This is a genomic window from Paracandidimonas soli (assembly GCF_004342005.1).
Classification (GTDB): domain Bacteria; phylum Pseudomonadota; class Gammaproteobacteria; order Burkholderiales; family Burkholderiaceae_B; genus Paracandidimonas; species Paracandidimonas soli.
Map to the genome: position 1 here is coordinate 590775 of NZ_SMBX01000002.1, position 22729 is coordinate 613503.

Sequence of the window (22729 nt, forward strand, 5' to 3'; positions counted from 1 at the left end):
TTAAATCAAATGAAGCTTGCCACCTGGAACATCAATTCGCTGAAAGTACGCCTGCCGCAGGTGCTCGACTGGCTGCGCGCCAATCCCGTCGATGCATTGTGTCTGCAGGAACTGAAGCTCAGCGATGAATTCTTTCCCATCGACGCTTTCCAGGAAATCGGCTACACGGCGCATTGGGCCGGCCAGAAGACCTATAACGGCGTGGCTATCGTCACCCCGGCCCCGGGAACCGATATCCAGAAGAACATTCCCGGCTTCGAGGATCCGCAACAGCGCGTCATCGCCGCCACGCTGGGCGACATCAGGGTCGTCTGCGCCTATTGCCCCAATGGCCAGTCGCTGGAAAGCGACAAATATATATACAAGCTGCAGTGGTACGAGGCGCTGAACCGCTGGCTGCAGGAAGAGCTGAAGCGCTATCCCAGGCTGGCGATCCTGGGCGACTACAACATTGCTCCCGCCGACGAGGACGTGCACGACCCTGCCAAGTGGGAAGGCGATGTGCTGGTCTCGCCACCCGAGCGCCAAGCCTTCCAGGCACTGCTGTCCCTCGGACTGAGCGACGCCTTCCGCCTGTTCCCCCAGCCCGAGAAAAGCTTCTCCTGGTGGGATTACCGCCGATTCGCCTTTCGCCGCAACGCGGGCCTGCGCATCGACCACATCCTGCTGTCCGCCCCGCTGGCCCAGGCCTGCGTCGCCTGCGAAATCGACAAAGCGCCGCGCGGCAACGAGCAGCCCTCGGACCATACGCCGGTCATCGCCACCCTGGCCGTCTGAGCCCATGCTCCCTTACAATTTGCTATCCTTGTCATCTTTGCCTTCGCAAATCTCCGAATGTCTGAATCGTCCGGTTCCATTTTCATGGTCGCGGCCCCCAGCGGGGCCGGCAAGTCCAGCCTGGTCAATGCACTGATCGCCCAGGATCCCGCACAGTTCGTGTTGTCGATTTCCTGCACCACGCGCCCGCCTCGCCCCGGCGAAGAGAACAATCGCCATTACCGCTTCGTCAGCGTCGACGCATTCAACGCACTGCGCAACGACAACGCCCTGCTCGAGTGGGCTGAAGTCCATGGCAATTTCTATGGAACGCCGCGCGATCGCATCGATGAGTCCCTCGCCCAGGGCAAGGACGTCATCCTGGAAATCGACTGGCAGGGCGCGCAGCAGGTGCGCCGCCATTTTCCCGAGGCCGTGGGCATCTTCATCCTGCCGCCTTCCATCGAAGCGCTGGAGGCCCGCCTGAGAAACCGGGGCCAGGATGCGGAACACGTCATTTCCCGCCGTCTGCTGGCCGCCGGCAGTGAAATGTCGCACGCGCCAGAGTTTCAATATGTTATTATTAATCAAGAATTTAGCGTAGCACTCCAAGAGCTTTCCCAGATTGTTTCCGCCACGCGCCTGCGTTACGGGAAGCAGGCCGCCAGGCACGCCGAACTGTTTTCGCAACTGGGCGTTCGCTCGGCCCCCGTTTGAATTACATACACATCCACAGGAATATCAATATGGCACGCATCACCGTCGAAGATTGTCTGGAAAAAATCCCAAATCGCTTCAACCTGGCGCTGACCGCCGCCTACCGCGCCCGTGAATTGGCGCAAGGCCACGAGCCGCGTATCGAGTCGCGCAACAAGCCCACAGTCACGGCGCTGCGCGAAATCGCAGCCGGCGCCACCGGCCAGGAAATGCTGCGTAAAGTTCCCACCTGATCAAAGCGGGGTCGGTGCATGGCATTCACTACATTACGCGGAGCATCTTCCGGCCTTCTGGCCGTCCTGAAGAAAGGCTCGCGCCTGCGCCGACGCAAATCCGCAAAAAACGCCTCTCCCGGAGCCTCCCAGGCCCAGCCGGGAGAAGCCGGCTCGCAGCATCCAGCCTCCGCCATCGCGTCCCTCGCCACGCTGACCGGCATCATCAGCCAGTACCTCGACCCCAAGGATGTAGAGCGCGTCAAGGAAGCCTACCGATTTGCCGATCAGGCGCACCTCGGACAATTTCGCGCCAGCGGCCAGCCGTACATTTCTCATCCCATCGCGGTCGCTGAAATCTGTGCCGGCTGGAAGCTGGACGTCGATTCGCTGATGGCCGCGCTCCTGCACGACGTCATCGAAGACCAGGATGTCACCAAGCAGGAACTGGCGGAACGCTTCAGCACCGATGTCGCCGAGATCGTCGACGGCGTCTCCAAGCTGGAGCGCCTGGAGTTCGCCACCAAGGCGCAACAGCAGGCGGAAAGCTTCCGCAAAATGCTGCTGGCCATGTCGCGCGATGTGCGCGTCATTCTCATCAAGCTGGCGGACCGCCTGCACAATATGCGCACGCTCGGCGCGGTCGGCGCAGAAAAGCGCCGCCGCATCGCCAGCGAAACCATGGAAATCTACACGCCCATCGCGCATCGCCTGGGCCTGAATGCGCTGTTCCGCGAACTGCAGGATCTCTGCTTCGCGGCCATCTACCCCAATCGCTACGCCGTACTCCACAAGGCGCTGCTCGCCGCGCGCGGCAACCGCCGCGAAGTACTGAGCAAGATCGCCGAGACCGTGCGCTCGGCGCTGCCGGCCGCCGGCATCGAAGCCGAGCTCAGCGCCCGCGAAAAATCGCTCTACGGCATCTACACCAAGATGGTCGAACAGAAAAAGACGTTTTCCGAAGTGCTCGACATCTACGGCTTCCGTGTCATCGTCCATACCTTGCCTGAATGCTATCTGGCGCTGGGCACGCTGCATCAACTCTATCGTCCCGTTCCCGGCAAGTTCAAGGACTACATCGCCATCCCCAAGCTCAATGGCTACCAGTCGCTGCATACCACGCTGGTCGGCCCGTACGGCACGCCCGTCGAATTCCAGTTCCGCACGCACGACATGGATCACGTCGCCGAAGAAGGCGTCGCATCGCACTGGCTCTACAAGGATTCCAGCACCACGCTCAGCGACATGCAAAAGCGCACGCACCAGTGGCTGCAATCGCTGCTCGACATTCAAAGCCAGACGGGCGATTCCGGTGAATTCCTGGAGCACGTCAAGGTCGACCTGTTCCCCGACTCGGTCTATGTCTTCACGCCCCAGGGGAAAATCCTGTCGCTGCCGCGCGGCGCTACGCCCGTCGATTTCGCGTACGCCATTCACACCGACATCGGCAACAAGGCCGTCGCCTCCAAGGTCAACGGCGAATTTGCCCCGCTGCGTACCGAGCTGAAGAGCGGTGACATGGTCGAAATCATCACATCGGCGGCTTCGCGCCCCAGCGCGCAATGGCTTAACTATGTGCGCACCGGACGCGCGCGCTCGGAAATCCGCCACTATCTGCGCACAGTCAAGTATGCAGAATCCGTCGCCTTCGGCGAGCGCCTGCTGAACCAGGCATTCGACCAGTTGCACCTGCCCCACCCGGCGCCCGACGATCCCGAATGGGAAAAGCTGGCCAAGGGATCCGGCGCCGTATCGCGCGAGGAAATCCTGGCCGACATCGGCCTGGGCAAGCGCCTGGCAGCCGTGGTCGCGCGCCGCTTCTCGCCTGAAAACACACTGCTCGCCACGACCGCGGCCGAGGTCGACGAGCTGACTTCCGCTACCAGCGCGCCCATAGTCATCCACGGCAACGAAGGCCAGGCGGTGCAACTGGCTCCCTGTTGCGGCCCCTTGCCCGGCGACGCCATCATCGGCGGCATCCGGCTCGGGCATGGGCTGGTCGTCCACATGGACGACTGCCCGGTCGCCCAGCGCCAGCGCCAGAAAGAGCCGGAACGCTGGATCCCCGTCGTATGGGACCAGAACACGGCGCGCCACCTGACGACCCGCCTGGATGTCACACTGCTCAACGAGCGCGGCGTGCTGGGCAGGCTTGCCGCCGAGGTCACCCGCGCCGATTCGAACATCATCCACCTGACGATGCAGGACGACGCCATGTCCAGCGGCGTGCTGCACCTGACGGTCCAGGTGGACAGCCGCAAGCACCTGGCGCAGGTGATCCGCGCCATCCGGCATGTGCCGCAGGTACAGAAAATCGTCCGGGTCAAGGGTTGACTCTTCTCCCCGCATCGCCATCAATCCTTCCTGCATCTGGTGCGCTAGACAAAAAAAATCCCGCAAGAGGCCAGACGGCATTGCGGGGAAAAGCACCAACTGGAAAACCGCAGTTCCAGCGGCCGGCATTTACCGGCCGCTGGTTTCGTTTTCATTTCAGCAGTCCTGCGCCAGTCGCCGTTGACGCCATGAGGACAGCATCAAAATAGCGATCAGCATCACGCTGGTGTGGATCAATTCGACTCCAATGCCTGGGGCATAGTCGCGCTCGACCGCTGACGCAGGCTGCTCCACACGCCCCACACCAGCAAGACTGCCGTCAGGAGCAGCACCCACATGCTGATCGGGCGTTCGATGAAGACCTGGAAGCTGCCTCGCGAGAGCAGCATGGCACGCCGGAAGTTTTCCTCCAGCATCGGGCCCAATACATAGCCGAGCAGCAGTGGAGCGGGTTCGAAGTCGAGCACCCGCAGTACGTAGCCGGCAATGCCGAACACCAGAACCGCATAGACATCGAAGACGTTGTTGTTGACCGCATACGTGCCGATACAGATGAACATCACGATCGCCGGGTAGAGGATGTGATATGGAATCGTCAGCACACGAACCCACAGGCCGATCATCGGCACGTTCAGGATCACCAGGACGATGTTGCCGATCCAGAAACTCATCACCAGGCCCCAGAACATGTCGGGGTGCTCTGTCAGCATTTGTGGTCCGGGCTGGATACCGTGGACCATCAACGCACCGATGATCAACGCCATCGTCACACTGCCGGGAATGCCAAGCGTCATCGTCGGGATGAAGGACGCCTGGTCCGACGCGTTGTTGGCCGACTCCGGAGCCATGATGCCCTCGATCGCTCCACGGCCGAAGCGCTCGGGCGTCTTCGAGGTCCGCTTCTCGAGCGCATAGGCCATGAAGGCGGCCACGGTAGGTCCCACGCCGGGCAGCACGCCGAAGAACGATCCCAGACCCGATCCACGGGCCATGGGTCCCCAGGAACGCTTTATCTCATCACGCGTTGGCAGCATGGCCTTCATCGATACGTCGATCTTGCGGTCGGCCGACTTCACATGATTGATGCTGGCGATGATTTCGGTAAGGCCAAACAGACCCATGGCAAGTGCGACGATCTGCACGCCGTCCTGAAGTTCGGGAAATCCGAAATCGAAGCGAGCCACACCGGAATTGACGTCAGTACCTACCAGCCCGAGCAGGACACCGCCCACGACCATGGTGATGCCCTTGATCGCGGAACCGGACGACACTACAGAGGCCGCCACCAGGCCCAGCACCATTATCGAAAAATACTCGGCAGGACCGAATTTGAACGCGACCTCAGCGACGAGTGGAGAAAACAGCATCATCATGAGAATACCGACAGTGGCCCCGTAGAAGGAGGCAACGGTCGTCATCAGCAGAGCGACACCAGCCCGTCCCTGTTTGGCCATCGGAAACCCATCCAGGCACGTCACGGCGTTGGCTGGCGTTCCCGGAAGATTCAACAGGATCGAGGCTGTCGATCCACCGTAGGTACTGCCATACCAGATGCCGGCCAGCATGATCAGCGCGGCAGTAGGTTCCAGGACGTAGGTGATCGGAAACAGCAGCGACATTGTCGCCAGGGTCCCTACGCCCGGGATCACGCCGATCAGCGTGCCAAGCGATACGCCGATGATGCACCAGAGAAGATTGTTCCAGGCGAACGCTGTCGTCAGCCCCAGCATGACATTGTCAAACAGTTCCATCTTTATCTTCTCCTACCAGGGCCAGGCAAAGGCCGGAAGAATGACTCCCAGACCTGTTTTGAAGACCAGGGTCGCTCCGACGGAGAGACTCCCGGCGAGAATCAGCGAACCTCTCCAGGACAGTTTGCAATCCGACATGCCGGCGAGGACGCTCTGCACGATGATCGCGGGCACCAGACCAAACGGAAGCACCAGCAGCGCGAATGCGAGCACCGACAGACTGATCCAGAACAGCGGCCTGAATTCGAAGAATGGTCTTGGCCCCGCACGCAGCAGCGCAGGGATCAGTATCATGACCCCGCACAGCACCAACAGGCCGCCTACAAGGGCGGGGAAATAGCCTGGTCCCATCCGGGCGGCCGTGCCGACGTTGAATGCAGTCAATGAGTGGTACATCGCCGCAGCCCCGGCAAGCGTGGTCAGGCCGCCACCGATCAAGTCTCGGTAGTCAACTCTACGCATGCAGTTGTCTCCTTAGTGGTTGTCGAATATTGAGTTTGAAACCTATCAATGGTTTCCAAGGCGTTTGCCTGCCCGAAGGGCAGGCAAACGCCTTCCGCATCGGCGCACTCCGACGCCGATCGAGTATGGTAAGAAAAAGCGGCTCCGGAAAAGATGAGTGGATCATTACCGCTCGGCAATGAATCGCCCCGATGCCTCGATGGCAACCAATATGCTGGTTCACATCCGCAGAAAAATCAGCCGCAACATAGGAGACCCCCGGCAGCCCATGGCTGCCGGGATCTACGACACCCGCCTCTCAGCTCAGGCAGGAACGGGGAAAATCCAGTTCGATGACCGCACCTTTCGCCGAAGGCAGAATCCGGAACTCGGCGGAATGCAGCCTGACGATGGCCACGACGCTGGCAAGTCCCAGGCCATAGCCCTCGCCGGTACGTCCCGCACGGTAGAAACGCTGCCCGATTTTGCCGCGCTTGTCCTCCGGAATGCCGGGCCCATTGTCCGCCACGGTCAATATCGCCCGCCCCGACCTGCTGGTCAGTGTCACATTCACCACCGCCGTCTCGCCTGCGTACTTCAGGGCATTGTCGATCAAGTTCGCCACCGCGCTGGCCAGCAGATCCCTGTCGCCTTCGACGATGATGCCTCCCGGCTCTTCGAGCACCACCTTGGTGCCGGAGTCCTCGGCGAAGGCGGAATACAGCTCCACTACATCGCGTACAACCGCGCCGAAATCCACATAGGAAAACACGGTGCGCCGCATGCCGGATTCGAGTTCCGCTATCTGCAGCAGCTTTTCCATTATCTTGCCCAGCTCCTCCAGCTGGGATGCCGCGAATTCCGCCGCCTGGCGTAGCTCCGCCTGCGTACTGTCCGGCCTCAGCGCGGGCCGCAGCGTCAGCAGAATGCGGGCGACGGGCGTCCGCAGATTATGCGCGACGGAGTCCGACACATGCCTGACTCCGGTCATCAGGCGCTCTATCCGGTCCAGCATGTGGTTGATATCGTGCGTCAGCAGGGCGAACTCGTCCTGCGAGCGCGATACCGGCACGCGCTCATTCAACAGGCCGTCGCTGACCTGCGCCGCCGTTCTGCGTATGACCTCCACGCGCTGCTGCAAAGCGCGCCGAAACAGGAAAGCACCCAGCGCCGTCACCAGCAGGACGAAGGCCCCCGCCAGCAATAGCAGGCGATTGAGGCGCTGCGTCATCTGATGCAGGTCCCTGATGTCCTGTCCCACGATCAGGCGGGAGCCGTCCGGCAGCCTGCGCGCAACGGAATAAGCGTCCACAGGATGGCCATTCAGCTCCACATGGTGGATTTCGCCCGTATCGCCGAGCGGATCCGGAAACGGCCAGCCTAGCGCGTTCCCGGCGAGCTTCTCGCCCTTCTCGTCCATCAGCATCAGGACTTCCGTTTCCGCGTTGACCTGGTCCGTCAGCTCCAGCGCAATTTCCCTGATCAGGGCATCCCGCCCTCCCTGCTCGAAATGCGCCATCAGACGCTGCGCCGTGGCGGTCACCTGCCTGGAGAACTGCGCTTCCAGCACGGAGGCCGTCTGAACGTAAAAGATGGACAGCAGCAGCATCGAGGTCACCACCGCCAGCATGCCAGCGTACAAGGTCAGCCTGAGGGCGACCGAGTCGCTGGTCAGGTGCCAGAGGTTGCGCCAATTCATACGCGCTCGCCATCCGTCCGTTCCTGCGCATTCAGGCGCTCGGACAGCATGTAGCCGGATCCGCGTATGGTGTGGATCAGCGAGCGAGTGAAGCCGCCGTCCACTTTCTGCCGCAAGCGGCTTATCTGCACATCGATCACGTTGGTCTGCGGATCGAAGTGGTAATTCCAGACAGCGGCAAGCATCATGGTGCGCGTCACGATCTGATCGGTGTTTTTCATCAGATACGCCAGCAGCTGGAATTCGCGCGGCTGCAATGGAATATGGCGGCCTCCGCGCTCCACCTTGCGGGCCACCAGATCCACGCGCAGGTCGGCCACCTGCAGGATATTGACGTCGGGACCCGATGCCGAACGCCGGATCAATGCCTCCATCCGCGCCAGCAATTCGGGAAAGGCGAACGGCTTGGTCAGATAGTCGTCTCCGCCCGCCTTCAGGCCGCGCACGCGCTCGTCCAGTCCCGTCAGGGCGCTGAGGACGAGCACGGGCGTCATCTTGCCCAGCCCTCTCAAAGTCTTCAGAATGGAGAGCCCATCCACATCGTTGGGCAGCAGCCTGTCCAGGATAAGGATGTCATAATTGTCCTCGAGCGCACGCGTCAGGCCTTCGGGCCCGTTTTCGCAAACGACCGGCACATGCCCAAGTTCGCGCAGACCCTCCGCAAGATAACGGGCATTGACAGGATCGTCCTCGATGATGAGACAGCGCCACATCGCGCACCTCCGCAAGTTTGCCAACCTTTCATTCTAGGCTGTTCCGGCATCGGCCGACATTACAATACATCCATGATGCAAACCGATAACCGCTGGCTTGTGCTGGCCATCGTATCCACTGCGCTGTTCCTGATCGTCGTCGACATGACAGTGCTCTATACGGCGCTTCCCCGGCTCACGCACGATCTTGCCGCGACCGTTTCCGAAAAACTCTGGATCATCAATGCCTACCCCCTGGTCGTCGCCGGCCTGCTCCCGGGGGCCGGCACATTGGGCGACAGGCTTGGAGCGCGCACATTGTTCGTCTGGGGCCTGTGCGTCTTCGGCGCGGCCTCGCTGCTGGCCGCCTACTCGCCCACGGCCGCCATCCTGATCGTGGCTCGCGGCCTGCTCGCCGTCGGCGCCGCGATGATGATGCCCGCCACGCTGTCCATCATCCGCAACACCTTCGCCGACGAACGCGAGCGTGCCTTCGCCATCGGCATCTGGGCCGCGATCGCCTCCGGCGGCGCCGCCATCGGCCCGGTCATCGGCGGAGCGCTGCTCGAGTATTTCTGGTGGGGCTCGGTCTTTCTCATCAATGTCCCCATCGTGCTGCTCACCATTCCGCTGGCGCTGCGCTTCATCGCGCGCAGCAGGCCCGGAGCGGCGCAGCCCTGGGACTTGACCGGTTCGCTGCAGATCATGCTGGGGCTGATCGGCCTCACCTATGCCATCAAGGAGTTGAGCAAGCGCTCTCCCTCCGTCGGCATTGCCATGCTGGCAGCCGCCGCCGGGCTGCTGTTCCTGGCGCTGTTCGCGCGCAGGCAGCGATACGCCGCCACGCCGCTGATCGATTTCTCCCTGTTCCGCAACCGGCACTTTTCCTCCGGGGTGCTGGCTGCCGTCATCGCGGCCGTCGCCCTCATCGGCATCGAGCTCGTGCTGACGCAACGCCTGCAACTGGTGCAGGAAATGACGCCGCTGCAGGCCGGCCTGTTCATTCTGCCTCTGCCGCTCGCCTCATTCATCGCAGGGCCGTTGGCGGGTCTTTTCCTGACCCGTATCGGCACCGCGCGCGTCATGTGGGCGATGCTGCTGCTGACGGGAGCCGGCGCCGTCGTCTATCTGCAGGCCTACCAGTCCGGACCAGCCTTGCAAATAGCAGCCATGTCCATGATGGGCTTTGGCCTCGGAGCCGCGATGACCGCCGCCTCCAGCGCCATCATGCAGAATGCGCCGCCCGAACGCGCCGGCATGGCGGCCTCGATAGAGGAGGTTTCCTACGAGCTTGGAGGATCGCTGGGCGTTACGCTGCTGGGCAGCTTGATGAGCGCCATCTATACGGCATCGTTGACGTTGCCCGAACACCTTCAGGTGCCCATGACGGCCTACGACAGCCTGGACGAAGCCCTGATGCTCGCCGAAACGCTTCCCCGGGAAGCCGCTGCGCAACTGGCGGAGCTGGCGCGCCTGGCATTCGACCAGGCATTTTCTGGCGTCATGCTGGCGGCGGCGCTGCTGCTGGGACTGGCCGCGGCCCTCATCGCCTGGAGCAACAGAACAGGCCGAGTACCCGCCGCTCAATCCGCCTGAAGCCTCCCCGCCCCCAGCACCAGGGTGCGCTGACACCTGGAGGCCAGTTGCGCGTCATGCGTCACCAGCACCAGCGTGCTCCCCTGCTCTTCGTGCAGGCTGAACATCAGCTCGATGACCCGCTCGCCCGTGGCGGAATCCAGGCTTCCGGTCGGTTCGTCAGCAAACAGGATGTCAGGCCGCATCACGAAGGCGCGCGCCAGCGACACACGCTGCTGCTCTCCGCCTGACAGCGTGCGGGGATAATGGTCCAGGCGGTTTTCCAGACCCACCCTCGCCAGCATCTGCCGCGCCGCATCCGCAGCGGGCCTGCCGGCCAGCTCCAGCGGCAACATAACGTTTTCCAGCGCCGTCAGGTTGGGCAGCAACTGGAACGACTGGAACACGAACCCCACGTGCCGCGCCCTGATGGCCGCGCGCTCTTCTTCGCTGAGGCGGAACAGATCGGCCCCCATCAGGCTGACTGCCCCCGAACTGGGGACATCCAGTCCGGCCAGCAACCCCAGCAGCGTGGATTTTCCCGATCCGGAACTTCCGGTGATTGCGACGGCCTCACCCGCTTCGACCGTAAAACTGATATTTTCCAGTATTTGCAGCACGCCGCTCGAATCCTCGACCTGCTTGCACAACTGCTCAACGACAACTGAATGGATGATGCTCATGCTGTTCCGATGGTTAATGACGCTGTTCGCCTCGTTTCTCATGGCCGCCGGCGCCGCCGCCGAAACCCGCGGCGGCACGATGCTTGTGCTCGGCGACAGCCTGTCTGCCGAATACGGCATTGAACGCGGATCGGGCTGGGTGTCGCTATTGGAGCCACGCATCCGCGATACGTTCCCCGGCGTCCAGATAAAAAACGCCAGTATCAGCGGCGATACGACCAGCGGCGGCCTGACGCGCCTGCCCGACGCCCTCCTGCAGCATGATCCCGCCGTCGTGCTGATCGAGCTCGGCGCCAACGATGCGCTGCGCGGCCTGTCGCTGCAGGCCACGCGGGAAAACCTTGCCCGGATGATAACCCTTTCCAGGGAAAGCGGCGCCTCGGTCATCCTGGTCGGCATGCAGATCCCGCCCAACTACGGCACCCGCTACTCCCGGCAGTTCCGCGAACTGTTCCCCGAGCTGGCCCAGGAGCATGGCGTCGACCTGGTTCCCTTCCTTCTCGAAGGCATGGCCTCGGACAGCAGCCTGTTCCAGGCCGACGGCATTCATCCGAACGAGGCGGCGCAACCCCTCATCGCCGACAATGTCTGGCCTGTATTGCAGTCTGCGCTGGAACGACTGCAATAAGCTTGTCGGACACAGTGCGAAACTCCCGGATCCGTGCGTCAAGACGCCCTTCTTTTTCTGCATCAGCAGCAAAAAAAGCCGCAAAGCCATTGACACACGTTTAAAAATCGATGTATTATTACGTTCTTTCAGGCGGTTAGCTCAGTTGGTTAGAGCGCTACGTTGACATCGTAGAGGTCGCTGGTTCGAATCCAGTACTGCCTACCAGAATACATGCAAGGGCTTCCAAGCCCAGCCAAAAAAGCCGCAAACTCAATGAGTTGCGGCTTTTTTTGTTGGGTTCGGCTCTTCCTCATTTCGGAGTATGGGCATTCATCAGACCCGGCTATTTCGTCGATCTGGAGATCGCATCCCCCGCTTTGCTGATATCTTGCCCGGCACCATCGATGGTATTGGCGCAACCTGCCATGACCAGGCAGCCCAACAGGGCAAACATCGCAAGAATCTTGTTTTTCATTGCCGCTCCTTTCAAGTATCACGGTTCTTTTATTCTACGACAGCTTGAGCGCTTTTTGCGCCTCTCTTTCACTATTCGGGCTTGCGCGCCAGCAAGGTCGCGAATCGCATTCTTACCCGGTTGCCCTGTGCGTCCGTCTTGTGCAGCGCACCGAAATCCTCGTTGTATTTCAGCAGATCCCAGCCCTGGTAATACGAACTGAGCTCGCCCTCGGCGAACGTGAAAGGAAAAGCCTCCGGACATGGGCAATCCTGCGTGCTCATGGCGGCCACGATCAGGTTGCATCCCCCGGGCAAGGTTGCGGCCTGCATCTGCGCGATCAACCCCGGCACCGCCTGCGGCTGGAGGAACATGAAAACGACAGTCGACAGGATGAAGTCGTATTGGCCATCGATACGCGCATGATTCAGGTCTCTGTACTGCACGTCGATGTTGTCCAGGCCTTCCGCTTCGGCCAGGCCGCGCAGTACTGCCAGTCCGTCCTCGTTCCGGTCCCAGGCATCAACGGTGAATCCGCGCAGGCGCAGATACAGTGAATTGCGACCCCTGCCGCATCCCAGGTCCAGCGCCCTGCCCTGGGTCGACGGCATCCCGGCCACGGCCTCCAGCACTTCCGAATGCGTGGGCGTCAGCCCGTGCTTCCTGGAGAAATAATCCGCCGCATCGCAATGGAACGACAACTGGCATTCCAGGTCGTCACTCGCATCGGCGATGCGATGCCATTGCTGCGGAGCCAGCCATGGCGGCTGCCGGGAAGCGCTGCAGTGATGCGTCTCCAGCACATTGCCGTCCTGGTCGGTCAGCGCCAGATCCAGGCCGCCCTTGTTTATCGTCAAGCGTGCCCAGGTGCCTTCGCTGGTGTTGTGCTTGCGGCGGAAGGCTTCCGGCAGTGTCTGCGCATTCCAGACGGGCAGTGTTTTGTAGCAAAGAAGATGATCCACATGAGGCTCCGAAAGACTTGGCGGCTTGATTGCCCATGCAAGCGTACGGACAAACCCGGGAGGATTCAAGTCCCGGCCGCGCCATGACAATGATGCGGCGCAAGCATGCCTGGCGCCATCAGGCCTGAACCCGGATCTGCTCGCGGGATTCCAGCAATTGCTCGTACAGGGCCGCCGCCGCAACCGACAGGGATTTTCCCTTCCTGCGCACCAGATACAGCGAGCGTCTCAGGCGCTTGTCCGCCAAAGGCCTGATCACCAGGCTCGGATGGCGAAAGTGGAACAGCGTCATGCCCGGCACCACGCTGATACCAAGCCCTGCGAGAACCAGGCCGGCCACGGTTGCCAGATGCTCGACCTCCAGCAGCAGCGTCGGCTTGTCGTTTGCCCCATCCAGCGCCTGGCGTACGCTGCTGCCTCTCGCCAGTTGAATGCGCGGCCATTTTGCCAAAGCCGACAGGCGCATGCCTTCGCACTTCGCCAAAGGATGATCCATCCGGCAGACAATGAAAAAATCATCGGCATACAGAAAATCCGATGTCAGCTCCGACATGTCCGCACGCCTGGCGGCAACGGCAAAATCCACCTGGCCGTTGCGCACCATATCGAGGCAAGGATCCAGCAGGGCGTCCCTCAGCTCCAGGCGTACGCCCGGATGCCTTTCGTGATAATCAGCCAGGATGCCAGGCAGCCACCCTGCGGCAAGCGAAGGCAATGCCGCCAGCGACACCCTGCCCTGGCGCTGGGATGCGTAATCGCTCATTCCTTCTTGCATGGCCTCGAAATCCCCCAGCAGGCGCAAGGCGCCCGACAGGAAAATCTCCCCTTCCGTCGTCAACGACACGTGGCGCGTACTGCGGTCGAACAAGCGCAGTCCGACCTCGGCTTCCACCATGCGTATCAGTGCGCTGAAGGCCGGCTGCGTCATATGGCTGCGCTGCGCCGCGCGCGTGAAGTGGCGCTCTTCAGCCAGCGCAACGAAAGCGCGCAATTGCCGAGAGGAAAGATTCATATTCTTTCTTTATTAATCGACCTGATATTCCTATTCTACAGATAAACAATCTGCAGTCCGAGGATTGCGCTTTGGCGCATGATCAAACCCTTGCCACGGTCTGCATGAATGCCTGTATTCGCTCTGGCGACTTGATGCCAGGCGACACTTCAACGCCGCTGCTGACGTCGAGCGCATAAGGGCGAAACGGTAATTGGCTCACATGGGCCTGCACCGTATCCGGACGCAGCCCGCCGGCCAGGATTTTCGCAACAGCTTGCCCGGGCAACCCGGCCAGCAACGCCGGATCGAGCGCAAGGCCGCTGCCGCCATATCCCGCGCTGTAGCTGTCGAACAGCCAGCCGGCCGCGTCCGCATAGCGCGAAGTTTCCTTCACCACTGCGTCCGGGGTATCCAGCCCCGGAGCGCCGACGCGGAACGCCCGCAGATAGCGGCGGGAAAACGCGCGGCATTCTTCGGGAGATTCATCCCCATGGAACTGCAGCAGATCCGGCTTGACGACATCGATCACCTCCCGCACGAACGATGCCTGGGCATTGACGAACAACGCCACGACATCGACAAAGGCGGGAACGCAGTCGCGCAGCCGCCGGGCCTGCTCCAGGGAGACGCAGCGCTTGCTGCCCTCGTAGAACACCATGCCGATGGCATCCGCGCCGGCCACGACGGCGACACGCACGTCCTCCTCGCGCGTCAGACCGCAGATTTTTACGCGTATCCGTTGCGTACTCACGATTCGATCTCCTGCGTGGAAACGCGCTCCGGGAAAACGATGCCGGTATGGGAAAACAGGGCATCGCGCCAGTCGACCTGCGGCAATGCCGCGCTGTCGCCATAATCCACATGCGCCAGGTAAAGCCCTTCCGCGGCGAATGTCGGCGCGGAAAAGCGGCGGTCTTTCTGCGCCAGCAAATGCGCAATCCAGTCGACTGGCTGCCTTCCCATGCCGATGTAGAGCAACGCGCCCATCAGGTTGCGGATCATGTGATGCAGGAAGGCATTCGCCGTGAAGCGGAATAGCAGGAATTCGCCTTGGCGGGCGATTTCCACCGCCTGCATGGTACGCACAGGACTGGCCGCCTGGCACTCGGAAGAGCGAAAGCTGCTGAAATCATGCTCGCCCAGCAGTTGCCGCCCGGCCTCCTGCATGCGCTCGAGATCCAGCGCGTGATAAACCCAGCCCACCCTGCCATGCAGCAAGGGCGAGCGCACACGGCTGTTCCTGACCACATAGACGTAGGTGCGCGCAACAGCCGAGAAGCGCGCATGGAAATTTTGCGGCACCTGCACCGCCCATTGCACGGCAAGCCTCGGCGGCAGCAAGGCATTGAGCCCGCGCACCCAGGACTCCTCGTTGCGGCGAGCCGTAGTATCCAGGTGCACGATTTGCGACAAGGCATGCACTCCCGTATCCGTGCGTCCCGCGCAAATGGTCGATACGGGATGGGCCAGGAACTGCGACGCGGCGGACTCCAGGGCATCCTGCAACGTGTTTCCGCCAGGCTGCGTCTGCCAGCCCTGCCAGCCATTGCCGTCGTAGCTCAGCGACAGCGCCATGCGCACCGGCCCGCCTTGCCCGGAAACAGGCGCGCCGCCCGTTTCCCGGGCAACGCTGCCATCCTCTCCCGGAAGATCGTTGCCGGACATCACACTTGCCGGCGCCATGCCTTGAGGGCGGGCATGATCCTATGCCTGCCTGTCGGATTCCGGCTTGCCGGAATCCTGGAGATCCAGATCGATGTTTTCCAGTTTTTCCTGGATCATGCTTTCAGTGATCTGGCCCGACCCCGCCGCCTCGCGCTCATCGGCCTTGGCGTTGGCGCGGCGCAGCAGCCAGGCGACGATCAGCACCAGCAATGCCAGCAGGCCAGTCAGGATGCCCAATAGATGCCTGCCGAACCATGAGCCCGTCTCGGCTCCGTTCGCGCCACGCGCATCGCCGGCCCCCGCCTGCGCTTGTGTTTGCGCCTGCTCCAGTGCCTGCGCCGCCGAACCCGGGACGATGGCGGTACCGCTGCCTGCGGAAGCGCCATTGCCGGACGCCGAGCCATTGCCGGAGGCCGCCCCATCGGCTGAAGCCGCTCCATTGGCCGCAGCAGAGCCATTCCCGGCAGCCGTACCCGCGGCGGCTGCAACATTGCCGCCGCCGTTGCCCGACGAGGCCGCCGAACCTTCAGCTTCGCCGGAGCCAGCGACGGCATCGACGACTTCGGACAGAGTCTGGCCGACGGCTTTCACGCCCTCGGCGACGGCATCCTGCGCTGCATGGCCTTGCGCCTGCAATGCCTGGTTCAAATTGCGGACATTGTCTTCCAGCTGGGCGATGCGTTCGCCGGATTCCTCGACATTCCGGCGCGTGGCCAGCCTGTCGTCGTCCGTGCGGCCCGCAGCGCCGGATGCCGCTCCGACCGCTCCATTGACGCCATTCGACGCCGCGGAAAGCTTCAACTGGTCTCGTGGTTCGCCGGACGCGGCTTCCGTCGCCGCCGGCGCATCGCGTCCGACGGTGCCGGATTTTGCCGAAGCGTCGTCGGCAGCGACTGCGGAAGCCTCGGCCGACGAGGCCTCTATGCGCTTGCCGCTGCGAAACGCCTGATCATGTTCGCGGAACAAGGCGCGCGCCTCGGCGTTGCTGAGGGCCGTCAAGGCGGAGGCGTCCGGTACGGCAAGCGTGGCGCCCGCCTTGACCAGATTCATATTGCCCTTGATGAAGGCCTGTGGATTGGCGTTGTATAGCGCAGCCATCATCTGCCAGACGCTGACGCCGGGCACCGCATGTCGGCGCGCCAGGGAAAACAGCGTATCGCCCTTGCGCACATGGATGCTGCTTGCGCCAGGCACTGTCGCACCGGCCGGCGAGGCCGAAGCGCCGCCGGACTGGGCGGAGGCGCCTGCGGCTGGCGGCTGCAGCGGCGTACCGTGCGGCTGCGCCAGCAGGCTGACCTGGTGCTGCAGCCTGCCCGCAGCCGTCACCACATCGATCAGAATGTCGGCGATCTGTCCGTTGAAGGGCTGGCTGGACTGCAGCCTTGCCACCCTGGTGGAATCATCCGTACCCGGCAATAGCTCGACCTGCAGGGACAACAGCGGAACCGGCGGCGTCAGGCCCGTCCGTTTCCAGGCCTCTTCCGGGGCTGGACTGACCTGCAACTGGCGCAGATCGTCTGCGCTCAGGTTTCTGATGGGAACATCGACACGCAACGGCTGGCCAGAGGCCGACAGCAGGCGGGAGTGCCCGAAATCGACAGCATGCGCCGGAACCGAAAGCAGGAAACCCGCGGAAATGAGCGCCGCGAGCGGCTTCAAAGCAATACTGCGCGATGCCGCAGCCATACCGGCGATTCTAGCCATCATGTGATGTTCCCCAACTGAAATGACAACTTACAGCTCACCCAGCGCAATGCGCAGCATGCGGCGCAGCGGTTCGGCCGCGCCCCACAGCAATTGGTCGCCCACAGTGAAGGCGCTGAGGTATTCGGGCCCCATCGACAGCTTGCGCAGCCGACCGACCGGGATATCCAGCGTGCCGGTGACGGCCACCGGGGTCAGGTCGCGCATGGTGGCATCGCGTTCGTTGGGAACGACCTTGGCCCATGCCGAGCCCTTGGCGATGATGTCGCTGATCTCGTCCAGCGGAATATCGCGGCGCAGCTTGATCGTGAGCGCCTGGCTATGGCACCGCATGGCGCCGATGCGCACGCACAGGCCATCGATGGGTACGGGCGTGCTGCCGAAGGATTCGCCACGGCCGAGGATCTTGTTGGTCTCGGCCTCTGCCTTCCACTCTTCGCGCGATACGCCGTTGCCCAGATCCTTGTCGATCCAGGGAATCAGGTTGCCGGCCAGCGGAACGCCGAAATGCGTCTGCGGCAGCGAGGGATCCTTTTGCGCCTGCAGGACGCCGCGATCGATTTCCAGGATGGCGGAAGCCGGATCGTCCAGCAGGTTGCGCACCGAAGCATTCAGCAGTCCGAACTGCGTCAGCAGTTCGCGCATGTGCTGGGCGCCGCCGCCGGAAGCGGCCTGGTACGTCATGCTGGTCATCCACTCGATGAGATCCTGGCGGAACAGGCCCGCCAGGCCCATCAGCATGCAGCTGACCGTGCAGTTGCCGCCGACGAAATTGCGCACGCCGCGTTGCAGCGCGGCGTCGATGACCGGGCGATTGACCGGATCGAGCACGATGATGGCGTCATCCTTCATGCGCAGCGTGCTGGCGGCATCGATCCAGATGCCGTCCCAGCCTGCCGCGCGCAGCTTGGGATACACCTCGGAGGTGTAGTCGCCGCCTTGCGCCGTCAGGATGATGGGGAGGCTTTTCAGGGCATCGATATCGTGGGCGTCGCGCAGCGGGCCCGCGCCATCGGCCCATGCCGGCGCTTTTCCGCCAGCGTTGCTGGTGGAAAAGAACACGGGTTCGAAGAGAGAAAAGTCATTTTCATCGCGCATGCGCTGCATGAGGACAGAGCCCACCATGCCACGCCACCCGACCAACCCCACTGCCTGGCTCATAGTGCTTTCACTTATAAAAAGAGAGATAAAGGATTTATTTTAATGCTTTCAGCACCGCATCGCCCATTTCGCTCGTGGAAACCTGCGTCGTGCCTTCCGAAAGAATGTCCGGTGTGCGCAGGCCCTGCTCCAGGACGGCCTGGACGGCCGCCTCGACGCGATCCGCCGCATCGGCGCGGTTCAGCGAATAACGCAGCAGCATTGCGGCCGACAGGATGGTCGCCAAGGGGTTGGCGATATTCTGGCCCGCGATGTCCGGCGCCGAACCGTGGCTGGGCTCGTACATGCCCTGGTTGCGCTCGTTCAGCGAGGCCGAGGGCAGCATGCCGATGGAGCCGGTCAGCATGGCGGCGGCGTCGGACAGGATATCGCCGAACATATTGCCGGTGACGATCACATCGAATGCCTTGGGAGCGCGCACCAGCTGCATGGCGGCATTGTCGACGTACATATGGGACAGCTCGACGTCCGGGTACTCCTTCGCCACCTCGATGACGATGTCGCGCCAGAACTGCGAGGTCTCCAGCACATTGGCCTTGTCCACGCTGCAAAGCCGCTTCTGGCGTTTCTGCGCGGCCTCGAAGGCCACATGCGCGATGCGGCGCACTTCGCTTTCGGCGTAGTGCATGGTGTCAAAGCCCTGGCGCTCGCCCTTGAACGGCCCTTCGGTCACTTCGCGCACGCCGCGCGGCTGGCCGAAATAGATGTCGCCGGTCAGCTCGCGCACGATCAGGATGTCCAGGCCGGAGACAATCTCGGGCTTGAGCGTGGAAGCATCCGCCAATTGCGGGTACAGAATGGCCGGACGCAGATTGGCGAACAGTCCCAGCGACTTGCGCAGGCCCAGCAGCGCCTGCTCCGGACGCAGTTCGCGCGGCAGCGCGTCGTATTTCCAGTCGCCGACCGCGCCGAACAGGATGGCGTCGGAGGCCTTGGCCAGTTCCAGCGTCTCCGGCGGCAAGGGATGGCCGTGCAGGTCATAGGCGCGGCCGCCCACCTGGGCCGTTTCCAGCGCCAGGTCCAGCCCCAGCGCCGTCATTACGCGCGAAGCCTGCTCCACGATTTCGGGGCCGATGCCGTCTCCGGGCAGAACTGCGATTTTGTGTGTCATGCTGATATTCCGTTAAAAATAGCGAAAAGAGGACGCCCGGCCAAAACCGTGACATCCTCGCATAGTTTCAAGGCGGGAGCCGGCGCAAGGGCATGCTCCTGTCTCCCGCAGGCGTTCAGGCCAGCGGACGCGCCGCCAGCCAAGGATGGCGCGCCAGGCGCTCGGCTTCGAACGCCTTGATCTTGTCGGCATTCTGCAGCGTCAGGCCGATATCGTCCAGGCCGTTGACCATGCAATGCTTGCGGAACGGCTCGATATCGAAGCCGAGTTCTCGCCCCTCTTCGGTGATCACCACCTGGCGAGGCAGATCGATGCGCAGCTTGTAGCCGTTGAACGATTTCACCTCGTCGAACAGTCGCGCGACTTCCAGCTCGGACAGCACGATGGGCAGCAGCCCGTTCTTGAAGCTGTTGTTGAAGAAGATATCGGCGAACGACGGCGCGATGACGGCACGGAAGCCGTACTGCGTCAGCGCCCAGGGCGCGTGCTCGCGGCTGGAGCCGCAGCCGAAGTTCTTGCGCGCCAGCAGGATGGAGGCGCCCTGGTAGCGCGGCTGGTTCAGCACGAAATCCGGATTCAGCGGGCGTTTGCTGTTGTCCATGCCCGGCTCGCCGTGATCCAGGTAGCGCAGCTCGTCGAACAGGTTCGGGCCGAAGCCGGTGCGCTTGATGGATTTCAGGAACTGCTTCGGGATGATGAGGTCGGTGTCCACGTTTTCGCGGTCAAGCGGAGCCACCAGGCCGTGATGGGTAGTAAATGCTTCCATGATGCGTTGTCCTATCGAAAGTTGCGGATGTCGACGAAATGGCCGGCAATGGCGGCGGCGGCGGCCATCGCGGGGCTGACCAGGTGCGTGCGGCCGCCCTGGCCCTGGCGTCCTTCGAAGTTGCGGTTCGATGTGGAGGCGCAGCGCTCGCCGGGCTCGAGCCTGTCGGCGTTCATGGCCAGGCACATGGAACAGCCCGGTTCGCGCCATTCGAAGCCCGCCTCGATGAAGATGCGGTCCAGCCCTTCTTTTTCGGCCTGCGCCTTGACCAGGCCAGAGCCCGGCACCACCATCGCCTGCTTCACGTTGGAAGCGACGCGCTTGCCGCGAGCCACGGCGGCGGCGGCGCGCAAGTCCTCGATGCGCGAATTCGTGCAGGAGCCGATGAACACCTTGTCGATGCGGATGTCCGTCAAGGGCGTGTTCGGCTTCAGGCCCATGTACTGCAGCGCGCGCTCCATGCCGCTGCGGCGGACGTCGTCCTTTTCCTTGTCGGGATCCGGCACGCGCGCGCCGACCGGCAACACCATTTCAGGCGACGTGCCCCAGGTGACCTGGGGCTCGACCTCGCGGGCGTCGATGACGACGATCGCATCGAACGTCGCGCCTTCGTCCGTATGCAGGGTGCGCCAGTATTCGACGGCCTGGTCCCACAGCGCGCCCGTGGGCGAATACGGACGGCCCCTGAAGTAATCGATGGTCTTCTGGTCCACGGCCACCATGCCGGAGCGGGCGCCCGCCTCGATCGCCATATTGCAGAGCGTCATGCGCCCTTCCACGGACAGGCCGCGCACGGCTGCGCCCGCGAACTCGATCGCATGGCCCGTGCCGCCGGCCGTGCCGATCTTGCCGATGATGTGCAGCGCCAGGTCCTTGGCGGTACAACCGGCCGGGAGCTCGCCGTCCACGCGGACCAGCATGCTCTTGCTTTTCTTCATCAGCAGGGTCTGCGTGGCCAGCACGTGCTCGACCTCGGACGTGCCGATGCCGAATGCCAGGGCGCCCATGGCGCCGTGCGTGCTGGTGTGGGAATCGCCGCAGACGACAGTCATGCCGGGCAGCGTAGCGCCCTGCTCCGGCCCGATGACGTGCACGATGCCCTGGCGCATGTCGTTCATGCGGAATTCGGTAATGCCGTACTTGTCGCAATTGTCGTCCAGCGTATCGACCTGCAGACGCGATATGGGGTCCTCGATGCCTTCATTGCGGGCCGTCGTCGGCACGTTGTGGTCGGCAACCGCCAGGTTGGCGGAAATGCGCCACGGCTTGCGGCCAGCCAGCGCCAGCCCTTCGAATGCCTGGGGGCTGGTCACTTCGTGAAGAAGATGGCGGTCGATGTACAAGATACAGGTGCCGTCGGACTCCTGGTGCACCACATGGGCGTCCCAGAGCTTGTCGTATAAGGTTCGGGCCATGACTATGCTCGCAATCAAGGATGGAAAACACGTATTATGCCAGCGGAATAACAGGGTACAAGACCACTTGTTATCCTAGTATTACCACTGCCAGCCTACAGAGAAGCAATCGGCCGCCGCGGCCGGGCGAGGATCGCGTATCTGGACGGGCCAGGGCGAATCGCCGGGCCTTGCCCTCAGGGTTTGGCCGCCTGGCGGTACAGGGGTTCAACCCTGGCCGCCGCCTGTTCCAGATCGGCGATGCGGGTCGCGGAAGACGGGTGCGTCGACAGTATTTCAGGCTGCGAGCCGCCTCCCAGCTGCGCCATCTTGCGCCACAGGCTCACGGCGGCATGAGGATCGTAGCCGGCCCGGGCGGCCAGCTCGACACCCATGCGGTCCGCTTCGGTTTCATGCGTGCGGCTGCCGGGCAGCGTGAACATTACCTCGCTCAGGTTCTGGCCCAGGTCCATGGCCGCCCCGCTGCCGGTAACCGCCGACAGCACCGCCAGTCCCAGGCCGGCCGCCATCTGCTGCGAGACGCGTTCGCGCGCATGCTCGCGCAGGGCATGCGCCATTTCGTGCCCGATAATGGCCGCCAGCTCGGCATCGGTCGGCTTGATCTTCTGGATCAGCCCGGTATAGACGGCCATTTTCCCGCCCGGCATGCACCAGGCGTTGACCTCGTCGGAATGCAGTACATTGATTTCCCATTGCCAGGACTGCGCATCCGGGCGGAACACGCCCACCTGCCTGATGAGGCGCTGCGCGATGTTGCGCACACGCTGCGTCTGCCCGGCATCGACATTCAGCGCCTTCTGCGCCTTGGCCTGGGACAGCATCTGGGCGTACTGGGCGCTGGCCTCTTGCTGCAAGGCGGCCTCGGAAACGCCGCTGGCCATGTATTGCTTGCGGTCAATGCCAATATCGCCGCCCGCCGTCGTCTGCACAACGGAGCAGCCCGAAGCCAGCACGGCGGCCGCCAACACCATTACGCGGATTCCGGCACCGCAACACCGTTTGACTGAAAGCTGCACGATGCATCTCC

Annotated in this window: 22 protein-coding genes and 1 tRNA gene; 7 read left to right on the plus strand and 16 right to left on the minus strand. The window is 62.7% G+C overall.

The window, feature by feature from the left end; all coding sequences use genetic code 11:
* Nucleotides 1-9 precede the first annotated feature (9 nt).
* Genes xth through EV686_RS06390 form a run of 4 tightly spaced genes read left to right on the plus strand, consistent with a single transcriptional unit; the run spans nt 10 to nt 4019 of the window.
* On the plus strand, nt 10-777 hold the full coding sequence (gene xth / locus EV686_RS06375) for an exodeoxyribonuclease III (RefSeq protein WP_132474637.1): 768 nt from the start codon (nt 10-12) through the stop codon (nt 775-777).
* Nucleotides 778-834: 57 nt separating this feature from the next.
* Entirely contained in the window at nt 835-1473 is a 639-nt protein-coding gene (gene gmk / locus EV686_RS06380) for a guanylate kinase (RefSeq protein WP_132474638.1), read from the plus strand.
* A gap of 29 nt (nt 1474-1502) precedes the next feature.
* Nucleotides 1503-1706, plus strand: coding sequence for a DNA-directed RNA polymerase subunit omega (rpoZ, locus tag EV686_RS06385; protein ID WP_132474640.1), 204 nt, complete (start codon nt 1503-1505; stop codon nt 1704-1706).
* A gap of 18 nt (nt 1707-1724) precedes the next feature.
* The gene (locus EV686_RS06390; RefSeq protein ID WP_132474641.1) at nt 1725-4019 is read left to right on the plus strand and encodes a RelA/SpoT family protein; all 2295 of its coding nucleotides are present in this window, start codon (nt 1725-1727) and stop codon (nt 4017-4019) included.
* 233 nt (nt 4020-4252) lie between these two features.
* Here the strand turns inward: EV686_RS06390 and EV686_RS06395 are convergent, their stop codons facing one another.
* The 4 genes from EV686_RS06395 to EV686_RS06410 all read right to left on the minus strand — a co-directional run bounded on the left by EV686_RS06395 (nt 4253) and on the right by EV686_RS06410 (nt 8623).
* Entirely contained in the window at nt 4253-5770 is a 1518-nt protein-coding gene (locus EV686_RS06395) for a tripartite tricarboxylate transporter permease (protein ID WP_132474643.1), read from the minus strand.
* A gap of 12 nt (nt 5771-5782) precedes the next feature.
* The gene (locus tag EV686_RS06400; RefSeq protein ID WP_132474645.1) at nt 5783-6232 is read right to left on the minus strand and encodes a tripartite tricarboxylate transporter TctB family protein; all 450 of its coding nucleotides are present in this window, start codon (nt 6230-6232) and stop codon (nt 5783-5785) included.
* A 298-nt stretch (nt 6233-6530) separates the two neighbouring features.
* Nucleotides 6531-7910, minus strand: coding sequence for an ATP-binding protein (locus EV686_RS06405; RefSeq protein ID WP_132474646.1), 1380 nt, complete (start codon nt 7908-7910; stop codon nt 6531-6533).
* A complete protein-coding gene (locus EV686_RS06410; protein WP_132474648.1) occupies nt 7907-8623 on the minus strand; it encodes a winged helix-turn-helix domain-containing protein in 717 nt (238 codons plus the stop codon). The genes EV686_RS06405 and EV686_RS06410 overlap by 4 nt, the downstream gene beginning before the upstream one ends.
* Before the next feature lie 72 nt (nt 8624-8695).
* On the opposite strand from EV686_RS06410, the gene EV686_RS06415 reads away from it, so the two are divergent.
* Entirely contained in the window at nt 8696-10198 is a 1503-nt protein-coding gene (locus tag EV686_RS06415; RefSeq protein WP_279389453.1) for an MFS transporter, read from the plus strand.
* Here EV686_RS06415 and EV686_RS06420 read toward each other — a convergent pair.
* A complete protein-coding gene (locus EV686_RS06420; protein ID WP_132474650.1) occupies nt 10186-10860 on the minus strand; it encodes an ABC transporter ATP-binding protein in 675 nt (224 codons plus the stop codon). The two genes, EV686_RS06415 and EV686_RS06420, sit on opposite strands and share 13 nt — an antisense overlap.
* Between EV686_RS06420 and EV686_RS06425 the strand changes: the two genes are divergently transcribed.
* Both EV686_RS06425 and EV686_RS06430 read left to right on the plus strand, forming a co-directional pair.
* Nucleotides 10853-11488 carry an arylesterase gene (locus EV686_RS06425; RefSeq protein WP_377748300.1) on the plus strand — a complete coding sequence of 212 codons (636 nt, stop codon included), beginning with the start codon at nt 10853-10855 and terminating at the stop codon, nt 11486-11488. The two genes, EV686_RS06420 and EV686_RS06425, sit on opposite strands and share 8 nt — an antisense overlap.
* Before the next feature lie 130 nt (nt 11489-11618).
* Nucleotides 11619-11695: transfer RNA gene (locus EV686_RS06430), tRNA-Val, on the plus strand.
* A 118-nt stretch (nt 11696-11813) separates the two neighbouring features.
* Here the strand turns inward: EV686_RS06430 and EV686_RS06435 are convergent.
* The 11 genes from EV686_RS06435 to EV686_RS06485 all read right to left on the minus strand — a co-directional run bounded on the left by EV686_RS06435 (nt 11814) and on the right by EV686_RS06485 (nt 22673).
* Nucleotides 11814-11945 (minus strand): entericidin A/B family lipoprotein, encoded by a 132-nt coding sequence (locus EV686_RS06435; RefSeq protein ID WP_132474652.1) that lies wholly within the window; start codon nt 11943-11945, stop codon nt 11814-11816.
* 71 nt (nt 11946-12016) lie between these two features.
* A complete protein-coding gene (gene tehB, locus EV686_RS06440) occupies nt 12017-12886 on the minus strand; it encodes an SAM-dependent methyltransferase TehB (RefSeq protein WP_132474654.1) in 870 nt (289 codons plus the stop codon).
* A 118-nt stretch (nt 12887-13004) separates the two neighbouring features.
* Nucleotides 13005-13898: a LysR family transcriptional regulator gene (locus EV686_RS06445; RefSeq protein ID WP_132474656.1), complete on the minus strand. Its 894-nt coding sequence runs from the start codon at nt 13896-13898 to the stop codon at nt 13005-13007.
* Between the two features lie 82 nt (nt 13899-13980).
* Nucleotides 13981-14631 (minus strand): phosphoribosylanthranilate isomerase, encoded by a 651-nt coding sequence (locus EV686_RS06450; protein ID WP_132474658.1) that lies wholly within the window; start codon nt 14629-14631, stop codon nt 13981-13983.
* Nucleotides 14628-15455, minus strand: coding sequence for a tRNA pseudouridine(38-40) synthase TruA (truA, locus tag EV686_RS06455; RefSeq protein WP_132474932.1), 828 nt, complete (start codon nt 15453-15455; stop codon nt 14628-14630). Before truA ends, EV686_RS06450 begins: the two co-directional genes overlap by 4 nt.
* A gap of 129 nt (nt 15456-15584) precedes the next feature.
* Nucleotides 15585-17252, minus strand: coding sequence for a type IV pilus assembly protein FimV (locus EV686_RS06460; RefSeq protein WP_132474660.1), 1668 nt, complete (start codon nt 17250-17252; stop codon nt 15585-15587).
* A gap of 27 nt (nt 17253-17279) precedes the next feature.
* Nucleotides 17280-18410, minus strand: a complete 1131-nt coding sequence (gene asd, locus EV686_RS06465; RefSeq protein WP_132474662.1) for an aspartate-semialdehyde dehydrogenase — start codon at nt 18408-18410, stop codon at nt 17280-17282.
* Between the two features lie 34 nt (nt 18411-18444).
* Nucleotides 18445-19521, minus strand: a complete 1077-nt coding sequence (gene leuB / locus EV686_RS06470) for a 3-isopropylmalate dehydrogenase (RefSeq protein WP_132474664.1) — start codon at nt 19519-19521, stop codon at nt 18445-18447.
* Between the two features lie 115 nt (nt 19522-19636).
* On the minus strand, nt 19637-20287 hold the full coding sequence (leuD, locus tag EV686_RS06475) for a 3-isopropylmalate dehydratase small subunit (RefSeq protein ID WP_132474666.1): 651 nt from the start codon (nt 20285-20287) through the stop codon (nt 19637-19639).
* A gap of 11 nt (nt 20288-20298) precedes the next feature.
* Nucleotides 20299-21702 carry a 3-isopropylmalate dehydratase large subunit gene (gene leuC, locus EV686_RS06480; RefSeq protein ID WP_132474668.1) on the minus strand — a complete coding sequence of 468 codons (1404 nt, stop codon included), beginning with the start codon at nt 21700-21702 and terminating at the stop codon, nt 20299-20301.
* A gap of 176 nt (nt 21703-21878) precedes the next feature.
* Nucleotides 21879-22673 carry a M48 family metallopeptidase gene (locus EV686_RS06485; protein ID WP_132474670.1) on the minus strand — a complete coding sequence of 265 codons (795 nt, stop codon included), beginning with the start codon at nt 22671-22673 and terminating at the stop codon, nt 21879-21881.
* Nucleotides 22674-22729: the final 56 nt, after the last annotated feature.